18 protein-coding genes, 1 tRNA gene and 1 pseudogene are annotated in these 20,686 nt (G+C 36.8%); 18 read left to right on the forward strand and 2 right to left on the reverse strand.

What is annotated here, in order from left to right; genetic code table 11:
- Positions 1–147: 147 nt before the first annotated feature.
- On the reverse strand, positions 148–1,410 hold the full coding sequence (locus tag RHOM_RS04255) for a DUF4317 domain-containing protein (protein WP_014079035.1): 1,263 nt from the start codon (positions 1,408–1,410) through the stop codon (positions 148–150).
- 243 nt (positions 1,411–1,653) lie between these two features.
- Between RHOM_RS04255 and RHOM_RS04260 the strand changes: the two genes are divergently transcribed.
- From RHOM_RS04260 to RHOM_RS04270, 3 genes are read left to right on the forward strand one after another with little or no spacing between them, the layout of a single operon-like run.
- Complete coding sequence (locus RHOM_RS04260; protein ID WP_014079036.1) at positions 1,654–2,247, forward strand: thymidine kinase; 594 nt, start codon at positions 1,654–1,656, stop codon at positions 2,245–2,247.
- Positions 2,248–2,307: 60 nt separating this feature from the next.
- Entirely contained in the window at positions 2,308–2,868 is a 561-nt protein-coding gene (locus RHOM_RS04265; protein WP_044024839.1) for a GNAT family N-acetyltransferase, read from the forward strand.
- A complete protein-coding gene (locus RHOM_RS04270) occupies positions 2,865–3,596 on the forward strand; it encodes a GNAT family N-acetyltransferase (protein ID WP_014079038.1) in 732 nt (243 codons plus the stop codon). Before RHOM_RS04265 ends, RHOM_RS04270 begins: the two co-directional genes overlap by 4 nt.
- Before the next feature lie 632 nt (positions 3,597–4,228).
- Here the strand turns inward: RHOM_RS04270 and RHOM_RS04275 are convergent.
- A tRNA-Gly gene (locus RHOM_RS04275) sits at positions 4,229–4,301 on the reverse strand.
- Positions 4,302–4,472: 171 nt separating this feature from the next.
- On the opposite strand from RHOM_RS04275, the pseudogene RHOM_RS04280 reads away from it, so the two are divergent.
- The 15 genes and pseudogenes from RHOM_RS04280 (at position 4,473) to RHOM_RS04345 (ending at position 20,520) form a co-directional block, all read left to right on the forward strand.
- Positions 4,473–4,728, forward strand: a pseudogene (locus RHOM_RS04280) (type II toxin-antitoxin system HicA family toxin).
- Positions 4,712–5,074, forward strand: a complete 363-nt coding sequence (locus RHOM_RS04285; RefSeq protein WP_014079040.1) for a type II toxin-antitoxin system HicB family antitoxin — start codon at positions 4,712–4,714, stop codon at positions 5,072–5,074. The pseudogene RHOM_RS04280 and the gene RHOM_RS04285 overlap by 17 nt, the downstream one beginning before the upstream one ends.
- Positions 5,075–5,187: 113 nt before the next feature.
- On the forward strand, positions 5,188–5,505 hold the full coding sequence (locus RHOM_RS04290; protein ID WP_014079041.1) for a type I restriction enzyme endonuclease domain-containing protein: 318 nt from the start codon (positions 5,188–5,190) through the stop codon (positions 5,503–5,505).
- A 13-nt stretch (positions 5,506–5,518) separates the two neighbouring features.
- A complete protein-coding gene (locus RHOM_RS04295; protein ID WP_014079042.1) occupies positions 5,519–7,015 on the forward strand; it encodes a DUF3800 domain-containing protein in 1,497 nt (498 codons plus the stop codon).
- Positions 7,016–7,068: 53 nt separating this feature from the next.
- Positions 7,069–7,722, forward strand: a complete 654-nt coding sequence (locus RHOM_RS04300; protein ID WP_014079043.1) for a hypothetical protein — start codon at positions 7,069–7,071, stop codon at positions 7,720–7,722.
- A 6-nt stretch (positions 7,723–7,728) separates the two neighbouring features.
- Complete coding sequence (locus tag RHOM_RS04305; RefSeq protein WP_014079044.1) at positions 7,729–8,181, forward strand: DUF4869 domain-containing protein; 453 nt, start codon at positions 7,729–7,731, stop codon at positions 8,179–8,181.
- On the forward strand, positions 8,171–8,572 hold the full coding sequence (locus RHOM_RS04310) for an ATPase (RefSeq protein WP_014079045.1): 402 nt from the start codon (positions 8,171–8,173) through the stop codon (positions 8,570–8,572). The genes RHOM_RS04305 and RHOM_RS04310 overlap by 11 nt, the downstream gene beginning before the upstream one ends.
- 1 nt (position 8,573) lies before the next feature.
- Positions 8,574–9,251: a hypothetical protein gene (locus RHOM_RS04315; RefSeq protein ID WP_014079046.1), complete on the forward strand. Its 678-nt coding sequence runs from the start codon at positions 8,574–8,576 to the stop codon at positions 9,249–9,251.
- Positions 9,252–9,303: 52 nt separating this feature from the next.
- Positions 9,304–11,070: an ATP-dependent nuclease gene (locus RHOM_RS04320; protein ID WP_014079047.1), complete on the forward strand. Its 1,767-nt coding sequence runs from the start codon at positions 9,304–9,306 to the stop codon at positions 11,068–11,070.
- 1 nt (position 11,071) lies between these two features.
- Positions 11,072–12,412: a UvrD-helicase domain-containing protein gene (locus RHOM_RS16470; protein ID WP_014079048.1), complete on the forward strand. Its 1,341-nt coding sequence runs from the start codon at positions 11,072–11,074 to the stop codon at positions 12,410–12,412.
- Between the two features lie 54 nt (positions 12,413–12,466).
- Complete coding sequence (locus tag RHOM_RS04325; protein WP_014079049.1) at positions 12,467–13,354, forward strand: ATP-binding protein; 888 nt, start codon at positions 12,467–12,469, stop codon at positions 13,352–13,354.
- A 72-nt stretch (positions 13,355–13,426) separates the two neighbouring features.
- Positions 13,427–13,849 carry a UPF0158 family protein gene (locus RHOM_RS04330; protein WP_014079050.1) on the forward strand — a complete coding sequence of 141 codons (423 nt, stop codon included), beginning with the start codon at positions 13,427–13,429 and terminating at the stop codon, positions 13,847–13,849.
- A gap of 16 nt (positions 13,850–13,865) precedes the next feature.
- Positions 13,866–14,864 carry a helix-turn-helix transcriptional regulator gene (locus tag RHOM_RS04335; RefSeq protein ID WP_014079051.1) on the forward strand — a complete coding sequence of 333 codons (999 nt, stop codon included), beginning with the start codon at positions 13,866–13,868 and terminating at the stop codon, positions 14,862–14,864.
- A 102-nt stretch (positions 14,865–14,966) separates the two neighbouring features.
- The gene (locus RHOM_RS04340) at positions 14,967–18,434 is read left to right on the forward strand and encodes a hypothetical protein (RefSeq protein ID WP_014079052.1); all 3,468 of its coding nucleotides are present in this window, start codon (positions 14,967–14,969) and stop codon (positions 18,432–18,434) included.
- On the forward strand, positions 18,424–20,520 hold the full coding sequence (locus RHOM_RS04345) for a hypothetical protein (protein WP_014079053.1): 2,097 nt from the start codon (positions 18,424–18,426) through the stop codon (positions 20,518–20,520). The genes RHOM_RS04340 and RHOM_RS04345 overlap by 11 nt, the downstream gene beginning before the upstream one ends.
- The last annotated feature ends 166 nt before the right edge of the window (positions 20,521–20,686 follow it).

Raw genomic sequence — 20,686 nt, forward strand, 5'->3', positions numbered from 1 at the left:
TTATGAAAAACCCGTCATGAAATGAGAAAGGAAATCATTTCATGACGGGTTTTATGCAAAATAGGATACGGTGGCATGAATGCCGTCACTGCTGGCTTCTGCCGGTATGGAACATATTCCATGCGTCATCGATTGCATCGATCCGTATTATACGGTGGTATTGACACCGTTGACAGCGGCGTGCTCATCTTCGTCCATCGGAATGACCAGACATTTCTGCCCGTCGATGACCTGGGAGTGAATCTGTCCGACTTTTTCCGGCTTGACGCGCAGGATGACATCGTAGGTCTTGACGGCAGGGACATCTTCGCCATCGGCATCTCCCTCCGAGACCGGAACGGAGCGCGTCTCCTCGAGCTGTTGCTTTAAGTTTTCCACCTGCTTTACCAGCTCCAGCTTTTCTTTGCGCTTTCCGTTGGCTTCCACAAGCTTCGGATCAACTAACTGTCCGGCTTCCGGAAGTTCCTCGCCAAATACATTTTCATAGGTGTTCTCAATGACGGCTGCCTGTTCCTCGGTGACACCGCTTTCTGCAAGGACATCTGCAATGGCGGATCTGGTGACGATGACCGGTTCCGGTTCCACCGTCTCGTCCTCCGTGACCGGAATCATATTGTTCAGATTTTCCTGGATATCCCCGAAGACAGCGTCGCTCTCTTCCTCATCCTCACCGATGACTTCTTTGACGATGCTCTGGAATGTCAGCTTTTTCTCGGTGGCGGTCAGCTTGGTGCCACAGCCGAGACCGGATTCCATGAATTCCGCGTGCGGTGTCTTGGTATCCCTGGTGTAGAACATCACGGAGTGAATATCGCTGCTGCGGTCGGTAAATGCCGGAAAAACGAAACCGGTGTCCGGAACGCCGACCACCCAGTCGCGGATGCGCGGCCCGATGCGGTTCTCGTCCTCGCGGTAGCCAAGTCCCGGCTTGGTCAGGGTAACCGGACAGATGGCGCACAGCAGATACTCGTAGACTTCCTCGGACTCGTCCAGCTTATTGTTGTCGGAGGTCTTCGTCATCACATCATAGGCATCATGGAACACCAGAATCAGATAATTCCCGACATAACTGTAATTCTCAATGACAAGATCATAGAAGGTGTCCATGAGGTCATCGTTTTTTAATGCGCTCTCGCGCAGACCCATCAAAAACTGCTGTCTTCCGCCCGGTGCTTCCTCGGCAGTCGGAAATTCCAGTTCCAGAATGTTGTTGTCGATCGTGCCGGACATAACCTTTTTGGCAATTTCCAGGTATTTATAGAATTCCTCATCCTCCAGATTTAAGAAGGTCTCCCCGAAGGTTGTGACCTTGTTGCGGTCTGCGTCGACGTAGCAGCCGCAGAGTCTGGTGAAGGTGCAGGCATCTTTTTTAAAACGTCTTTTTAACTCCAAGATATCTTTTTTATTCATATATCATCATCCTATGCCTTTCGTAAATCGTGCACAAGATATTATAGCGAAAAAATGGGTGGTGTGCAAGAAGAATGGAATGTGGACACGGGAGAAATGGAATGTGGACACGGGAGAATGGAAAGGTACTTGCCGGTGCAGAAAAGTACAGGTATAATGGATAGAAGTGGCGCACAGCGCTTTTTAATAAGAAAATGACTGTATGCAGGAAGTGGGCGGCAGGCAGCGACAGAGGGTGGATTGATGGCAAAATTATATTATTACTATGGTGCAATGGGAAGTTCTAAGACGGCAAATGCGCTGATGACGCATTTTAACTATGAGGAAGTGGGACAGAAAGCGCTGTTATGTAAACCGGCGATCGATGCCAGAGATGGCGAGCGGACGGTATATTCAAGGATCGGGCTTCAACATGACTGCATTCTGTTAGAAGAACTGCAGCAGATGAAGGAGGAGGAGATTCGCGGATATGACTGCATCATTGTAGACGAGGTGCAGTTTGCCACGCCGCAGCAGGTGGATTTTCTGTCTGATATTGTGGATTTTATGGATGTGCCGGTGGTCTGTTATGGACTGCGCGCAGATTTCCGTAACCTGCTGTTCCCTGGGAGTGAGCGTCTGATTGCGATTGCGGATGTGATCCAGGAGTTAAAGACGGTGTGCTGGTGCGGCAGAAAAGCTACCTGTAATACGAGATACAACGAGCATGGTATTGTGCGCTCTGGCCCGCAGGTCATGTTAGGAGCAAACGACAGCTATGTGGCGCTCTGCAGAAGACATTTTAAGCTGGGAATGTTAGGACCCGATGCCGAAGCAAAAGAACAGTGTGCGGAGTAGAACCGTTTCTGTTTGGAAAGCGGGCAGGTTTACGCGGCAGGGAATGGAAAGGAATACGATATGTTAGAAACGGAACGGCTGCTATTGAGAAAGTGGACAGAGGAAGACGCGGACAGTTTATTTGAATATGCAAAAGACCCGGAGGTTGGTCCGATTGCAGGATGGCCGCCGCACCGGTCAAGAGAGGAAAGCCTGGATGTGATCCGGAATGTACTAAACGGCAGAGAGTGCTATGCGATCTGCGAAAAGGGAAATCCAAAAGCAATCGGTGCGATTGAACTGATATTAAACAGACATAACGATACGGAAAATCATGACGAGGAATGTGAGCTGGGGTACTGGCTTGGAAAACCTTTCTGGGGAAGAGGCTATATGCCGGAGGCAGCAAGAGAAATGATCCGTCATGGATTTGAAGATCTCGGCATGAATACCATATGGTGCGGATATTTTGAGGGCAATCAGAAGTCAAAAAGAGTGCAGGAGAAGATTGGCTTTGTATATCATCACACACGGGAAAAGGTATCCGTGCCGTTAATGAAGGAAGCGCGTACCGAACATCGAAATATAATGACGAAAGAGCGCTGGATGGCGGAGAGAGAAAAGAATTGTGGAAAAGTATGAACGAGATATTGGTAAAGCAGCTGGCGATTGATTTCTGTACAGAGGAAGGAGCAGTTACCAGCAGGGAAAATATCTTCACGGTGTATACCCCGCTGCAGGGACGCAGGATTTTTGAAGAAGGGGAATGTTTTCTGAAGATTGCCTGCATCAATGGCAAGATTCTTGCATCCGGTAAGAAGGATATTATTGCATGGGTGAGGGAAACATTTAAAGACAGAAGCGGCGCCTGGTTCATGGACGTGGAAGCTTTACATGAGCTGGAAGCAGGTTTAAAAATGTTCCACTGCCAGATTGCACAGGCTCATCCATTTTATATTGCGACCGAAATGTCCGAGGTAGACACGAAAGATTATGAGATCCGAATCTTTGAGGGAGAAGAACTGGAGCCATTCAGAGGAGATGAACGCTTTGGAGAAGCATTTCTCTTTCATGAGCTGCCCAAGGATGAAATTGGGGTAGGAGCTTACAGAGATGGCGTCCTTCTTGGCATGGCGGGCGCTACAAGCGACAGCGACAGCATGTGGCAGATTGGAATTAATGTGATGCCGGAGGCAGAAGGACTTGGAATAGGTTCCATGCTTGTTGCGGTCCTGAAAAACGAGATCTTAAAGCGCGGGAAACTTCCGTTTTATGGCACCTCAATGTCACATATAGCATCGCAGAGAGTAGCACTTGGGGCGGGATTTGTGCCGATGTGGGCGGAACTGTATTGTAAGTCCTGCAAGTAAAGGAGAAGGACTCGGTATGGAAAAATGACATCCATCGGAAGCCGAATGTCATTCAAGAAAGTTCGGAAAATAAGACATATAGTGTTGAAAATATTGGTATAAAATACGGAGCAGAATGGGAATAAACGCTTGTATTTTCACATACTATATGTTAGGACACCAATAGAAATTTGAGGGGTATGTAAGCCCATATTAGTGTGTGAATATATGTAACATAAGCTGCCTGTGTGGCAGCCGCTGATATGGCAGTGCCCATTTTTTATAGGTAAAAATAGACATCAATCTACTTTGACAGGTAGAATTTGATGTCTTTTTTGATTTAACTTTTAACGAAATATCATTATGCCATTAGACAAGGGCAAATAGATTTATCTGTTCTGCGCGGACCGGAGCGGAGCGAAGAAGTCAGCGTCCGGTGGACGCTGTTAGGCAACGACCGGAGTAGAACGGAGAAGCAAGACGTCCAGTGGACGTCTGTTCTGCGCGGACCGGAGCGGAGCGAAGAAGTCAGCGTCCGGTGGACGCTGTTAGGCAACGACCGGACCGGAGCGAAGAAACTCGAATGTTCGAGTCCGGCAGGACTCGATTTAACAAAAAAGGACATCCATCGGATGCCCTTTTTATTAAAAGAGAGCGCGAGACGGGACTCGAACCCGCGGCCCCGACCTTGGCAAGGTCGTGCTCCACCAACTGAGCCACTCGCGCATAGGTTGTTGTGTCGGTTATGTCTGCCAGACACATTTGATATCATACAACATGAGTTACAATTTGTCAACACTAAATTTGAAATATTTATGCAGATTTTTAGGCGACATACAATAAAAAAGTTGACACCAAATGCGATACCACATAAAATAAAATCAAGAGATATAAAGAATGTCAAAGTGGGATAAACTGATAACACATATATGCAATTTATCGAAAGACCTCCGGTTTGAAGAGTTGCGGAATATTGGAAAGCTACGGATATGAGATGAATGCACCGAGAAGCGGAAGCAGTCATTATACGTTCAGAAAACAGGGCTGTATGCCAGTTACAATACCGAAGCATGAACCAATCAAGAAAGTTTATGTGGAAATGGTGCGGCAGATTGTAGAAAGCGAGGCGAAGAATGATGAAGACGCTGAATGATTACATGGCAATGTCTTATCGTATGGAAATTGTAGAAGATAAAGATGAAGGTGGATTTGTGGTTTCTTATCCGGATTTGCCTGGCTGCATTACCTGTGGTGAAACTGTAGAAAGTGCGGTGGCGAATGCACTGGATGCGAAAAAGGCGTGGCTTGAAGCTGCATTGGAAGATGGCGTGGAGATTCATGAACCAGACAGTCTGGAAGATTATTCCGGTCAGTTTAAGCTGAGAATTCCTCGGAGCCTGCACAGATCACTGGCAGAACATTCGCAAAGAGAAGGAATTAGCATGAACCAGTATTGTGTATATCTTCTTTCCAGAAATGATGCAGTCTTTTCAAAATAACGATTGTGAAACACTTATGCTATGCTTGCTTTGAAGTGGCAACAAATTGGCAACAGAAAATCAGCGGGCCAAAATAATATATGTAACAGAATGGCAGAAAAAACGAAACAAATATGTTTGAATCCATCTTTGGATTTGCCGATACAAAATCCTCATTTGCAGATTGGCTCAATAATCAGAATGTTCGTAACCAATTAAAACTTGATATAAAAATCTGCTTGGTGAAGAATGGTTATCCACCACAGTATAGTCCGGAAGTATTCAACAAAGTTATGGAACAGGTGGAGAATTTTGAGGAGTATTCCGTAACAGAAGATGAAGAAAATGAAGTAGATAATTCTGTAAAGATTTATCAATATGAGCCAGAGTATAAGGTGATGAAGGTGGCAGAAGATTCGATACATTATGGTGATTCAAAAAATAATCAGTAGGGAGGTGCTGAAGATGAAGTACATTTTTTTCTATGATGAAACAGAACATAGTAGAAAGATTAATTATGAAACTGTTACCGCGAATAATTACTATGATAATTTCATAACAGGAATTGTAGGGTGGAAAGCAGAAGATGATAAATGTATTTCTGACAGATACCTTGCTTTTGAATCGAAGTATGATTATAGAAAAAAAGACGGAGAATTAAAGAGTCAGACTATGAAAGCAAAAGATTTTAGGCTTGGGTTTGCTTCTCTTAATAATCGTACGATTGAGTTATATGAAGACCTTGTATCACTATTTGACGAGAAAATAATTATTTATTTCTCTGTGTTTAGCAAAATAGAGTATGTTATTAGCCAGCTGTTTGTAAATTATCATAATTCTATGTTTGTTGATGTTGATTACATGAAATACTCAATAATTAAGGCTATCAATGTATATCGACCACAAAATGTGATAGAAGCAATTTATAAAGAGCCACAAATATTTGTTAAAGAACTACGGTCTTTTTTAGAAGATAGGATTATTAAAAATCAAGCGAATACTGCTTTGAAAGAGCATGAGAATCAAGCATTTCAGGAAATACTTTTACTGCTTGAGGACACAGAGGTACCCGAAACATTAGATTGGTCCTATTTTGCACCTTTTGATGGATTTAAGAAATTGTTGACAGAGATGAATGTTAATGAATATCAGTTGATGATTGACCGAGAAGGAAAAGAATCGCATACATTGAATTCTGCAAAGAATGTAGGACTTAAAAATGTCATCGAAGAAGATTCTAAGGATTATGTTGGAATCAGAATGGCTGATATTCTTGCTGGATTGATATCTCGATTGATGCAATCATTGAAGATATCGTTAACTGGAGATTATAAAGATGGGAAAATGAAGAAGACACTTTTAGATTCGGGCTGGTTTGCATTGAATCAAAGACAGCTTGATTTGTATAAAAAATTATATAGGGTAATTTGTGAGAATAATGACTATTGGTACAAATCTTTTTCTGGAATTTATTCGGATGATTTGGTGGCTTTTGTAGCACTTCTTCAATTTATGAATCATTTTTCAGATGCAGATGAGATTCGTAATAGTAAGATAGAAATGCAACCAGAATATTATAATGCTTTTGTCTGCGAGAGCTTGAACGAACGTTATAAAATAATGAGGAACAAATTACCGATTGATCCTATAGTAGAAAATGGAAAAGATTATTTTTATAATCAAAGAGGCGCAAAGGTTTATAAGGATATTAACAAGCAACCTATGTTGCCATTACATAGTGGACAGAATGAGTTTTATGTTCTTTCAGTTGGATTTTCACAGAATAGGACCCCATTAGTAACAATCTCTGAAAATGATAAGCCGATATGTTATAGATTGCCGAATGAGTACAGTGATTGGACTATGACTGTTGCTGGGTTTTCCAGTATGGGTGAAAGATTATTTTCATCAAAAGTGTTATTTTCATTAATTGGTGGAAGGTATTTGGTTGATATTTTATAGATTTTAGGCATTTTAGAAATTTAAATATATAGTTTTGAAAAGTAGGTGAATGAATGGAAAAGATTTTTTCGTATAATGTAGATATAGACAAAACAGCATATATGAATTGGAGAACCAGACAGCATCAACCCATTCATGATATGATGATTATTGCTGATGGATACATGAAGGCAGCGATAATGCTTGCACAAGATTGTTTGCAGGATAATGGAGATAAAAAGGCGGATATTGTAGTTTTCCCAATGCTGTTTTCGGCAAACCATGCAATAGAGTTGTATCTAAAATCTATAAACTGGTCTTTGGATATGTTGCTGAACATGAAAGAGTCATTTTGTGGAGGTCACGATATCAGGCAAATATGGAACACAGTAAAGAAACGTATGATAGGTTTTGAAACCGATAAAGAACAACGAAAACAATTTAAGGAAATGACAAAAGAACTGAACGACTATATTTTAGAATTATATGACAAAATAGATAAAGATCATAATGCTAATGCAAAGATGAAAAATATGGATTTTTCACGGTATCCGTTTAATGCCGATGACGAATATCATTTTTATATCGAAAATTATGGAAATGAAGTTGTTGATTTAGAGATGTTTGTGGAGATATTCAAAAAGATAGGTGATAACTTAAATTGTATTGCTGGATATTATGAAGAAATGGCAACATTTGTTCCTGATTATGATAGAGAGAAGGAGTGACACCGAATGATATATATATATACAGAAAAAAAAGATTCCAACGACTGGATACTTCAAAACGATTTGTATTTCAATTTGAATACAAGTAATGAAGAAATGTCCCAATATGAAATAAATCTCATTCAGAAAGTAGATGAGGCAAAGCTGACACCAGACAAGCACATTGAAACAAAATATGGTTTAGGTACAATCCGTAATTTGTCATCTGGCTGCAAGACATTACTTAATATCGTAAAGCATCCTGATAAGGTAGTAAATGTAGAAGAATGTGGTCCGAATGTACTTAGAATCATTTTTTCTATGGATAATATAAAAATTTACATGTCCAGACCAACGCTTTTTGATATCCCGGATGATGTGCAAATCAGATTCAATGATTCTGATATAGTGACCGGAGGGAGAGGTTATAATGCCTGGTGGAGTAAGGAGTATGAAAGGAGAGAAGCAGATGATTTATAAGAATATTACATTTAAAGCAGATCCATTTTCATACGATTTAGAATTTGATGACAGGATTACTCTTGTTGGTGGAGATAGTGGTACTGGAAAAACAGTGCTTTATGAAATGTTAGAAGATCTACGATTAACTAATGAATACAAAGCTATAAAGTTGTTTAACTACAAATCAGATAATTTCTCAGAATCGATTGAACAGTGCAGAGATAGTTTTATTGTAGTCGATAATGCAGATAATTTGATTAATGATGAGATCAGACGTTTTATTAATTTTGAGCCGTCGAATCAATATATGCTTTTCCTACGAAATTGTGATGGCCTCAATGTTTCAGATAAGAGTTTTAAGGTGCTGAAGTTTGGCAATAATAGGATAACACTGGAAGAGGAGTTGTGATATGAAATATTTATGGACAGAAGACACTGGTGCTGGACTCCACTTCTGGAAGTTAGTCAATCAGCTTTTCTTTGATGATGCACTTGTGGTCGAAAGTAAAGAAAGCAATCAGGGCTTATTGGATGCATTGGCAGAGATAGACATTAAAGAGGACGATAAGTATTATATTGCGTTTGATTGTGTGGTTGATAATCAGGATATTCGTAATAAGTATCGTATGTTGAAATCAATAGAAGATAAGGCAGAAGGGAAGATTATCATTCTGGATATGATTTGTTTTGAATACCTGATTCTTGCTTTTGATAAGCTGGTGGCATGGACAGGTACCGGAAAGACAGATAAAATCAAAATTCGTGAAGAGGTTTTATCAGCAATTGAGAATCATAGAATCAACTTGTCAAAGATTGATGATGAGAAGACATTACAGTACTTGGCAGGTTTTAAGAGATACTCTACAGAGCGTGTGATGAAATCATTGGTGGGTGAATTTACACAAAACGAGAAGTGGTCTGTTAAGGGGCAGCTTATGGGTGAATGCTGGTATAAGGATTGTTGTGTATCTGAACATACGGATAGTCTTAGGTGTGGAAAGCCTGAGATTGATGATGGTAGTGAGAAGATGAGGATGTTGATAAAGTCGGAGGAAGTACAAAGAGTGATTGGAGAAGGCATTATTTAAAAATATATCTACTTAACAATTGATAGCTGTATTGTGAAAAGGAAGTGAAGATTTGAAGATTACGCATGTAAAAGTATGCAATTATAGGAATTTAAGGAATATAGACATAGGCTTAGCAGAAACAGTTGCAATTATAGGAGAAAACAATAGTGGTAAGAGTAATTTCTTAAAAGCAATTACGCTTCCTTTTTTAACCGATGATAATATACATATCAGTAAGAAATTATCATGGTCTGATATAAATAATGAAACTAAAAAGTGTTATTACAATAAAATTATTGAAAACCAGAATAAAATTAAGAATGACGAGATTACTATTGAGCAATTTGTAGAATTATTGCCAATAGTAAGTGTTGAAGTTAATATTCAGGCAAGTGGTGCGGAGGAGTATTATGTCAAGGATTTGTCATATGAAATTAGAGATGGGAAAATTCAATATGGTATAAAATATGAGTTTGCACCTAAGAGTTGTGAAGATATATTCAGAATGGTAAAGGAAATTGTATCTGAGAATGAAATCAATGATGCGAATTTGAATGAGGTTAAAATGAATCTCTTACCAGTAGAATATTATAATTACTCAGTAAAGGTTTCTGATGGCAGTAATATATCATATGACACATTAAAGCAGTTCAAATATGAGGCTCTTGAGGCAGAAAGAGACGATTTTTCAAGAACTAAAAATCAATTAGGTTCAAAATTTTTGGTTGATTTATTGAAAGATGGACTTTCAGATCAGGATAAATTAAAAATAGAAAAAGAATATAGCCATTTCTTTGAGTCTTTAAAAAAAATTAGTGATATCAATGACATAATAAACTGGCAAGATACATCGGAGCTAAAAGAGGCAAAGAAGTTTTTTTCACATATTAATATTCTTCCTAATATGCCACCAATGCAATCTATTTTAAACAGTGTAAGATTAGGGTATTCAGAAGAAGAACTGTCAATGCAAGGGTTGGGACATCGTAACTTAGTATTGTTGTTTGTTCTGATTAATTCGTTGATTGGTAAAAATTCGGATACTGCTCTGAATGTTTTGACGATTGAAGAACCAGAAGCTCATTTATGCATTAACAATACTAGATTGATGGTCAGTTTTCTAAAAGCATTTACAGATAAGAATAAAACTGTTCAGTTATTCTACTCCACGCATAGTACTGAATTTATTAATAAAATGAATTTGAAAAATGTGGTGGTTTTACATAAGGGAAAAGCATTTTCGTTTGTTGACGAATTAGAAGATGAAGATATAGCATATTTAGCAAAGAATCCTAATTTGGATCTTTTTAAGCTTTTTTTCTCTAAGAAATGTGTTTTGTTTGAGGGAATATCAGAAGAATTACTAATTCGCTCTTATATTGACTCGCAAGTATCTTTGAGTGAGATTGAATTGCTATCATTCCATAAGGGATTTGAGAAAATAATGAATATTTGGAAAAAAATCAATGAAGGTTCAGGTAACAAATTGGGCATTATACGAGATTATGATGACCAACTTGATGCAAAGAAACGACATGATAAGTATAATGATGATAAAGAAATATGTGTTAGGACAACAGAGTATTATACCTTAGAACCGGAAATTGTAAATACTGGTGACAACTTTAATATTTTGAAGGAAAAATATGGAGAAGTTTTCGGTTGGAGTAATATGACAGCTGAGCAGCTTACAGAAGCATGGAAAAATGCAAAAGCATCAGATATGTTTACTATTTGTAAGGATTTAGCTAGTGGTGGATTAGAAGGATTTCAAATGCCCAAACATATTCAAGATGTATTAGATTTTCTTTCTCAAGAGCAGGAAGAGGTGTTATAAAGTGGAAATAAATATAGCGGGGGCCGGAGCAGGAAAGACTACAAAGATGTCAGATAAAATAATACTTCTTCGTAATCAAATAGATGAGAATAAGAAAATATTTTGCGTTGCGTTTACTAATAGTGCCGTAGATTGCATTCGTAGAAAATTATGTGAACATTATGTACAAATCCCGGAAAATATAATAGTGAGTACGATTCATTCATTTCTGTATAGAGAAATAATAAAACCGTATTATCATTTACTTTATGGAAAGAAATATGAAAAAATTTCTATTTCGGATTTACCCCAAGATGCAAAGTATAAAAATGCAAAGATTAAAAGACTTGATGAGTTGAATGTACTTCACCAAACAGTAATTCCTGAACATGCTAAATGGGTGTTATGTAAAAAATCAAAGGACACAAAAAGTATAAAGAATGGCAGAGTAATCATTAAAAATGCAATTGCAAAATATTGCGGCGCAATCTGTATAGATGAAGTACAGGATATAGATAAGCATATGCAAGAAATTATAGAAGAATTAAGTAGAATGGGAATCCCCATGTTGCTGATGGGAGATCCAAAACAGGATTTAAAAGGTTTTAAATGCTTAAGGAATCTTATGTCTATATACAAGCAAAATGTTAGATATATATCGGAATGCCATAGATGTCCGCAATTACATTTAGAACTGTCAAATCGTTTAGTAGATGAAAATGAAAAACAGAAATCTGAAAAAGATTCCGGACAATTGTCAATATATTATGAAAGTGAAATTGATTGTCGCACGTTAATTGAAAGTCAAAAATATGATTTGATGTATATATCCCAGAAGCAAGGGGTATATGAAACGCATGACTACAAGAAAAATAATATGAGAGAGAATTTAGCGGAAGAGCTTGAACCATTGTTGTCTGAGAATCATCCAACCAAAGATACTCTGACAGTAAAAAAAGTAGCGTATTATTATGCTGGGAAGATGATTGAAAAGTACAGGAATACGGGAAAGAAAAAAGATGCAATGGCATTACTGAGCAAGTGTGAAAAAATAGATTCAAGAAGATATGGCATTATCATAAATATTTTTGAAGACGAAAGCCCAATAAAACAGGAAGATAAGATTTTTGTAAAATCAATAGACTACATAAAGGGAATGGAGGGTGAGAAGTGTTTGTTTATTCTTACTAACGATTTGGCGGCATATTTATTTGACGATAATACCGAGATGAATAAGACCAAGAATAAGCTTTATGTAGCACTTACTCGTTCGCTAAATGAATTGTCGATGTACATATTAAAAGAAGTTGAGAATAAATACACAAAGAAGAGAATACAGGATTTTTTTGAAGGATACCTTTGAATGTGAAGGAGAGAAGGTATTATAAGTAATTTAGGTGGATAGGGAATAGCTTTGATGGTAAAGATTTCATTTGGATTGGTAAATGAGCGGTGCGAATTAACAAATGCAGGGGCATTACTTGCGGATGAAAGTCCGATTCGTTGTTCAAGATTATTTTGTACAAGGTGGAATGGATTAAATAAAAGTGGTGGCGCAGTTGATGCGTTAGATGATGTGGAGTATTCAGGTAGTGTTATTTCACTGATTGAAAATGGAGAGGCATTCATCAAGCGTAATTGTAAAATGAAGTGGCGTAAGATTGCAAATTCAAGAGAAGAAATGCCGGAGTATGTAGAGCGAAGTTATCACGAAGCACTTGTTAATGCTTTGGCTCACCGTGACTATCTGGTGAATGGAAGTGAAGTGCATATTGACATATATGATGACAGAATGGAAATTTATTCCCCGGGAGGAATGCCGGATGGTTCCATGATTCAAGACAGAGATCCATTTACAGTAGCTTCTACCAGAAGAAATCCGGTTCTTGCCGATGTATTCAACCGGCTTGGATATATGGAGCGTAAAGGTAGTGGATTTGGAAAGATTATCAGTGGATATGAATTTCAAATTAATTATAATGAGAGTAAAAGACCATCATTCCGCTCAGACAGATATGAGTTTACTGTAGTGATGCCGAATCTGAACTATGATGTCCCTCAAAATTTTGAAGGAAATGAGACAATGTCTGAATCAATGTCCGAATCAATGTCCGAATTGGAAAGGACAAGAATGCAGATAATTTTGCACTATCTCGATACAAATAAAGAAATAAATAGCTCTATTGCAGCAAAATTATTGAAAGCGGAAATAAAGACGGCAAGTCGACTGTTATCGAAGGCAGCAAAATTGGATATTCTTAAAAGTTACGGAAAAACAAAGAATAAAGTATATTTTAGAGAATAATGCAAATGGATGCTAAAAATGTTCCTCGGGCTAGGGAACAAATTAAAAAAGAACATGAAATAAGGATAAAAGATGAAAGTAAAATTAGAAGACATAATCGAGGCAATGGAATTTGCCGGTATGGAAACAGAATATTATTATGATACCCAAAACGAAAAAGTTCTGATGTTGTTTGATGGAATGGTGGATGGTGAGGACAATCCGGAACTTTTTGAAGATATCAAAGAGGGATTTGTTGAGGATTATATACCGTTACCGGGACAATACGATATCAACGAGTATCGAATAATGGAAGAGTTTATATACGAGCTTCCGGAGGGAAAGAATCAGAATGTATTGGCAGGGGCAATCCAAGGAAGAGGCGCTTTTAGAAGATTTAAGGATAAATTGTATGACTTGAATCTGGAGAAACAGTGGTACCAATATCGTGATGAAGCTTATGAAAAAATAGCAAGGCAATGGTGTGAAAGACATAAGATTGATCTTGTTGAATAAAAGAAAGAGGTAAATTGTGAGTGATTTCGAAAAAAACAGAGTATTGGCATTATATAAGATTCTGACAGCATATACAGACGAACAACATCAGATTTCTATGCAAGATATTCTGGTTCACATGGATGCAGAAGGTTATTACTGTAGTGAAGACAGTATTCTGCGATATATAAAACAATTAAGAAATGAATTAGGGGTAGATGTAATTTCCGGTCGTGGAAGGAATGCTCGTTATTTCATTGGAAACAGACTTTTGGAAAAGGAAGAGATGAAACTTATTATTGATTCCGTTAATGCGTCTAATTTCATTGAGAAAAGTATTGCCACCAAAATGATTGATAAATTGAAATCTACTATGAGTCTGTATGATGCGGAAGAACTGGATAGAAGCGTGTTAGGGATTAATATTGCAAAAGCAGAGAATAAGAAAATTCTCTATAATGTAAATTTGATTCAGGAAGCTCTATCTAAGGGGGTTCAGATAAGTTTTGATTATATGGTGTGGGATAGAAATAAGAAGTTGGTAAAAAAGTCGGATAGACGATATAACATGAACCCCTGGGCTTTAATATGGGCAAATGATAGGTATTATTTGTATGGATATGATGTAAAAGAAAAAGATGGTGTATTAAGTGAAAGAAATTATAGAGTGGATAAACTTGATAATATCAAGTTGTCCGATATACCAAGAGCTGGTAAAAGCCAGTTCCGTATTTTTAATGCTAATACATATGTTTCAAGACGGATGGGTATGTTTTCAGGAAAAGAACAGGTAATAACTGTGAGAATTCCGGATACGTTAGTTGGTCCTTTTATAGATCAATTTGGTAAGAGGATTACAATTTCGGAATACACAGAGGGTATGTTGTTAGTTACTTTTAATGCAGTTGCGTCTGTTATCTTGCTTGGATGGTTATTAGGATTACAATATGTAGAGGTATTAGAACCACAGAGTGTTAGGAATGCTATGACTGATTTGATAAAACAAAATATGGAAATATATTCTAAAAAGAATTGACGCAAATATGCGGCAATTCTTTTTCCGTTCTATGATAAAATTATATATAATTTTACTGTTACCAATCATGCAAGAAATAAGCAACCACAAGGAGGTTTGGTGTTGAAAGATTACTTATTAGATGTTATGCAACAACATGAACATGGTTTGTATATGTGCGAATTACCAACGGGCAATGGAAAAACTTATGATTCGGCACGGGCAATGAAAGAATATGCGGATTCAATTGGTGATGATACCAAAATCATTTACCTGACAACTTTAAATAAGAATTTACCAGAAGATGCATTGAGGGCGGCATATGGGAGTGAGGAGCTTTATAAGCGTAATATATTGAGATTACGCTCTAATTTTGATGAGGTTGTAGAAAAAATTCTTGAGATTGAAGTGCCGGAGGAAATGAAAACGGATGCGTATCTTAAATTATGCAAGGATGTTTCCCTTTATCGTAATGCTGTGGAAAAAAGATATGCCGATAAGGAATATATAAAAGAATTGGCTGACAGAATAACAGAAGGGGACAGGCAGCTTCGATATGAAATTACTAAACATTTAAAGAATAGATTTCAAACAAAGACACAGCGAAAAAATGCTATTAGAACTGATGCTAAATATAAATGGATTGGGCAATTATATCCTGCAGTATTTACAGACGATTACAAAATAATATTAATGAGTGTCAGTAAGTTTATGAAGAGAAATTCTATTCTTATTGATTCCAGTTATGAGTTTTTGAATTCGGATTTAATAGAAAACGCAGTAATTGTTATTGATGAATTTGATGCAACGAAGGATACTATACAAAGTGAGCTGATTGATAAGTCATTGGCAATGCAGGAAGACTATATACAGTTGTTTCGTCAGATATATCGTACTTTGAATCCAAACGATTTTTCTTCCAGTATGAGACAAGCTATGGATGAGGTTGAAAAATTAGGGAATAGAAATACATTTACAACACTAATGGATGAAGCAAGAGAAATTGCAGAGAATTATCATGTAAGGTTAAGTATAAAAACCAAAGAAGATTTAGTGGATCAGAGACAGATTTTCTTGTTTAATGATGGTTCATTCCATACGGTTTTAAAAGAAGGGGCACAGTATATCCGCTCATCCTTAAATAAAGAAGACAATCGTATTGATGTTTTCTTTGAGGGGAAAGATGATTTTTTCAAGAACAGAAACAAAGAGAAGGATATTGTGTTATATAGTTTATTGCGTGAGATTAATGTATTTCTTTTGCATTTTAGGTTATTTTCTATAGAATGGGCAAGAAATTACATGGAAATTATAAATAGCTCCAGAAGCGGTATCATGGATGCGATGAATTTGGAGAATGCTATTAGTACAATCCTAAAAAGATTAGAATTAACTAATAAGCAAAGAGATTTGTTGATGGGTGAAACTTGCCAAATGATTAGAAATAATCGTGAACTGATATTGGAGGATAGAAGCTTCTATCAAGTTGGCATGGAGTATTATGAATTTGAGGATAATGATTCTCATCATGACAATACAAATCTTAAATTTGTTAAGGTATATGATACTCCTGAAAAAATCATGTTATACCTTGCAGGAAAAGCAACTGTGTTTGGGATATCGGCAACTGCTGAAGTTGATACAGTTGTTGGAAATTATGATTTGAGATATTTGAAGGAGCGGTTAAAAGACAGGTTTCATAAGACGCCGGGTTATTTAAAGGACAAAACAAGAACTGCATTAGAAAAAAGATGGAGCGCTTATGCAGATGGCGAGATAAATGTACATGGGGAAGTAATCAGCAGTAATATACAAGGATTCAATGCAGAAGATTATTGCAAAACATTTATGGATGCAGAATTTGCACGTTATGCTTCAAACATTATCACCAATATAACAGATAACGAATATCAGATAATAAGATACTGCAATGTACTTCAATCAATGTGTATTTTTAATAGGAATGAAGATATTCAATCAATGTTGTACTTGGGAATGGCATTGCCGAAAAAGAACAATCCCGGCATGGATGAAGGCGTTCTGCAGCAGTTGTTTGAATACTCTCAGATGGAGACACAGCAGAGTAATAGTAGTGTTTGTTTCTTGAAAAGCGACAATTTTGAACAAGATAAGGAAGAATTGCAGCAGCGATTGTCATGTGGAGAAAAGATATTTGTTATGTCATCTTATCAGACTATAGGTGCTGGACAGAATTTACAATATAAGATTCTGAAAGGTAAAAAAGTTGTTCAACTGGGAGAGTTTACCGAAGGTGACAAGAGATTCTTATATAAGGATTTCGATGCATTGTATCTGGGAAATATAACTAATATGACAGTAAATACATATCAGGATGAGACAATAACATCTCATGATTTGTTGCAGATGTTGTTTCAAATTGAGGAATTATACGAGAACGGTGAAATGAATTATTCTGAAAAGGACCAAATGTTAAAGCTTGCGTTTCGTTCTTATACAGGAAGTGACCAATTCACTTTAAACAAGTTGTATAAGTTAAAGAGTGTAGTTGTGCAAGCTAGCCGAATGGTTTTACAAGCAGTTGGGCGTATGTGTAGAACATTTGTAAAGAGTCCTAATATATACTTGTTTGTTGAGTCGGAACTGTTAGAGAAATTGTATGTTGGTGAAATAAATAAACGTATATTATCACCTGAAATGAAAGCAATTGTATCTATGCGAGAGACAATTGGAAAGGATTATCTTCCGGACGAAAACCTTATGCTTAATAAGGCGGAAAAGATATCCTCGGTTGGTCTTTGGACGATTCGAAGAATGTTGGCAAAGGATTGGACTATTGAAAGTATGCAGTTGTGGGAACAGTTAAGGTCGTTGGTATTACAGTATCCGACGGCAAGTACATATGACTGGCAGAATAATGAATATCTTCAAAAACTTTATATTACAAGTGGAGAAAAGCGGAACCAGTATATTTACTCACAGTATTCAGATTTCAATGATGTTACTATAGATTTTGGAAACGACAAGGTGGCATTTAAAAACAGTAAAAGAGCTAAAATAAAGGGGAATTCTGATGAAGTTGCTATTTATGAAATGAGTGAAAAGGAATCCGGTTTGCAGGCGATACTTAGATATCCCGGAATGAAAGCTCATTTTGAAGAAATGGGATATGCATTGAAATTTGAAATGAATGAATATCTTCTTAGTCCAGTGTTGTTTCATAATATTTATAAAGGTGCATTGGGCGAAGTGGCTGGTAAGTTTATATTGAAAAGAGAATTGGGAATTGAATTATCACCAATAACAGTGCCGGAATATTTTGAATTCTTCGATTATAAGCTATCTGATGATGTGTATGTTGATTTTAAGAATTGGAAGTTTACATATGTGCAGGATAGAGACGAAATCAGAAAAGATATATTGAGAAAGTTGGAGGCTATAGGGGCTAAACGGGTTTATATCATAAATGTTGTATCAGATAAAAATTACAAGCCGAGTGCCATAGTGGATCAGTGCTTGGTGGAGATTCCGATGCTTATAAGAGAAGATGGTACAGTTTGTTATGAAAATTTACATATGATTTGTAAGGAGGATTTCGAAAATGTTAACTAACAGAATTAATGTTACCTACAATATAGAAAATATTGATGCTGACTTTGATATTTTTAGGGTCGAGAAGTCTAATAAGGATTATTACAAATACAATATCTTAGATTCGGCAGTATATGAATTTAAGGCGGCAGCAGTTCAGTGGACCTTTGGCGCAACTGCATTGGTGCTGTTCCGTAAGGGTGAGGTGACAGAAAAGCAATTTAAAGAAAGTATTATGAAAGAGTATGAGGATGTAAAAATCCAAAAGATTGATTTGTTTGATAGCGAGCAGTGCAATAAATGTTTTTATTTTGAAAACAGATTACTTGCACAACTCCTGATAAATTCAATGAGAACGCCTAAGCATGAGGCTTTTATGTATAATAATCTCACAGGTAAGCTTTTCTATCATGACCCATCATGGAGACATAAAGATAAATTAACAGGTAAGGTGAATTTTATCAGATTCTTGGAGATTGTTATTGATCCAGGGATGTATCTCAATTTGGAACATAAAACTTTCAAGAGATATGATCGAGAAAGTAACGGATTGTATGTAATAGATTCAAAGACTGGTGAGTTTAGAAAAAAATTAAAGACAGATACCAATGTCATTACATACAAGGAAGGTTCCTTGCCGCATAATCACTTTAGAGTAGATAATTTTGATATATCTGATATTGCACATTTTAGGAAAAGTAAGATGGGCGTAATGGAGCAGTTTTTAAGAGATGTGAATGATAATCTTTCTAAATATATGTCCATAGACATTGTGGAGAGGGAAGATGCACAAGAATTTGATATCTCCAATTTGGAAAAGAGGGGAATATCAGAGTTTGAATATGGTGAAATGTTACAGAAAAAGGGTGTTGTAATTGTAGATGAAAATAACTCTGAAGTATCAAAGGATATTGTAGCAAAGCTCCAAGAGGAGTTGGAGAAGTATTATCATGTAAAGGCAGCGGTAGGAAATCTTTCGGAAGAAGCATATAATATCAGAATCATTCATGATGGTGAATATTATGCTGAAAATGAGATGCATGATCTACACAGTGATAACTTAAAAGGATATATTGTACAGCATATAACAGAAGAGGCCGAGCATTTTACAAATACAAAGGGAAGTTCTCCAGATATAAAGAAGATTGTTCAGGAACTTATAATAAAAGGTGATGTAAGAGAACGCATGATTTCAATTTTTGATTGGGAAAGACTTGATTCTGGAAAAGATTGGACCTTTGTTCTTAGAAAGAAGATAAAAACAAAATACGGTGAAAATGCAGCGCATATAAATCATGTTAATAAAAAGGCACTCAATTATTTCCAATATTATCGTTTGGAAATTGATTGCAATGGTGAAATGAAATTTGATACATTTTGTGATAGTAATCAAGATGAAGCAGAAGAGTGGAACAAGATTTGTTATGCATATGATTTTGTAGAAGACAAACATCGTGGTGCACAGAATCCGGTAGAAGGATTAATGTATTCGGATATTGATAATATTCATGCCATATTGTTAACACGCGAAAAGACATTGCCTAATATATCAGCATTAATGAATACACTTATGGAAACGGATGCAAAAGAAAGAGTTTCAAAAGAATTATTATTGGAAGCAATAGATGATTTTGAAAAAGATAATATTGATTCAAGGGAATGCATTTCTGAATGGAAAAGTAAGGTGGCTGCAGAAACAGAAATGATTACCAAGAAAGCAATGAAAAAGATTTTAAATATGCGCACAGGGATTGCATCAAAATTCAATAGGTTTTTACATGAAAAGTATGGAGTCTGGATTGATGGCGAGCTGAGAAAAGGGGAATTTGAAGCGACTTACCAAATTGGAAATCTCTTAAACATCAAGTACGAATACAATGAGAAAGACTACTTAGATGGACGTACATTTGTATATTATGTGGGGGCTAAGAGTAAGAGATTAGCATATCCAAATGCTTGTTGTATGCGTAAGGTGATTTCTTTGGGAGAAGAACTTGAATATGAGGAGGCTCTTCCGTTGATGGCAGTAGAATTTGTGCGTAATAGTCAATATACGGTTCTTCCATTTCCGTTTAAGTATTTGAGAGAATATATTGAACAGTGCTAATTTTAAAGAATCTGTTGCATTTCATCCTAATCCAAACTATAATAATCTCGTGGCAACAGATTGGCAACGTCCATTCAGTAGGTCAAAATAAATAGTGTAATTGATATAGAAATATGCCCCATATCCAACTAAGACTTAACTATAATAAGTTAAGTATAACCTGGGG

The organism is Roseburia hominis A2-183 (assembly GCF_000225345.1).
GTDB lineage: Bacteria > Bacillota > Clostridia > Lachnospirales > Lachnospiraceae > Roseburia > Roseburia hominis.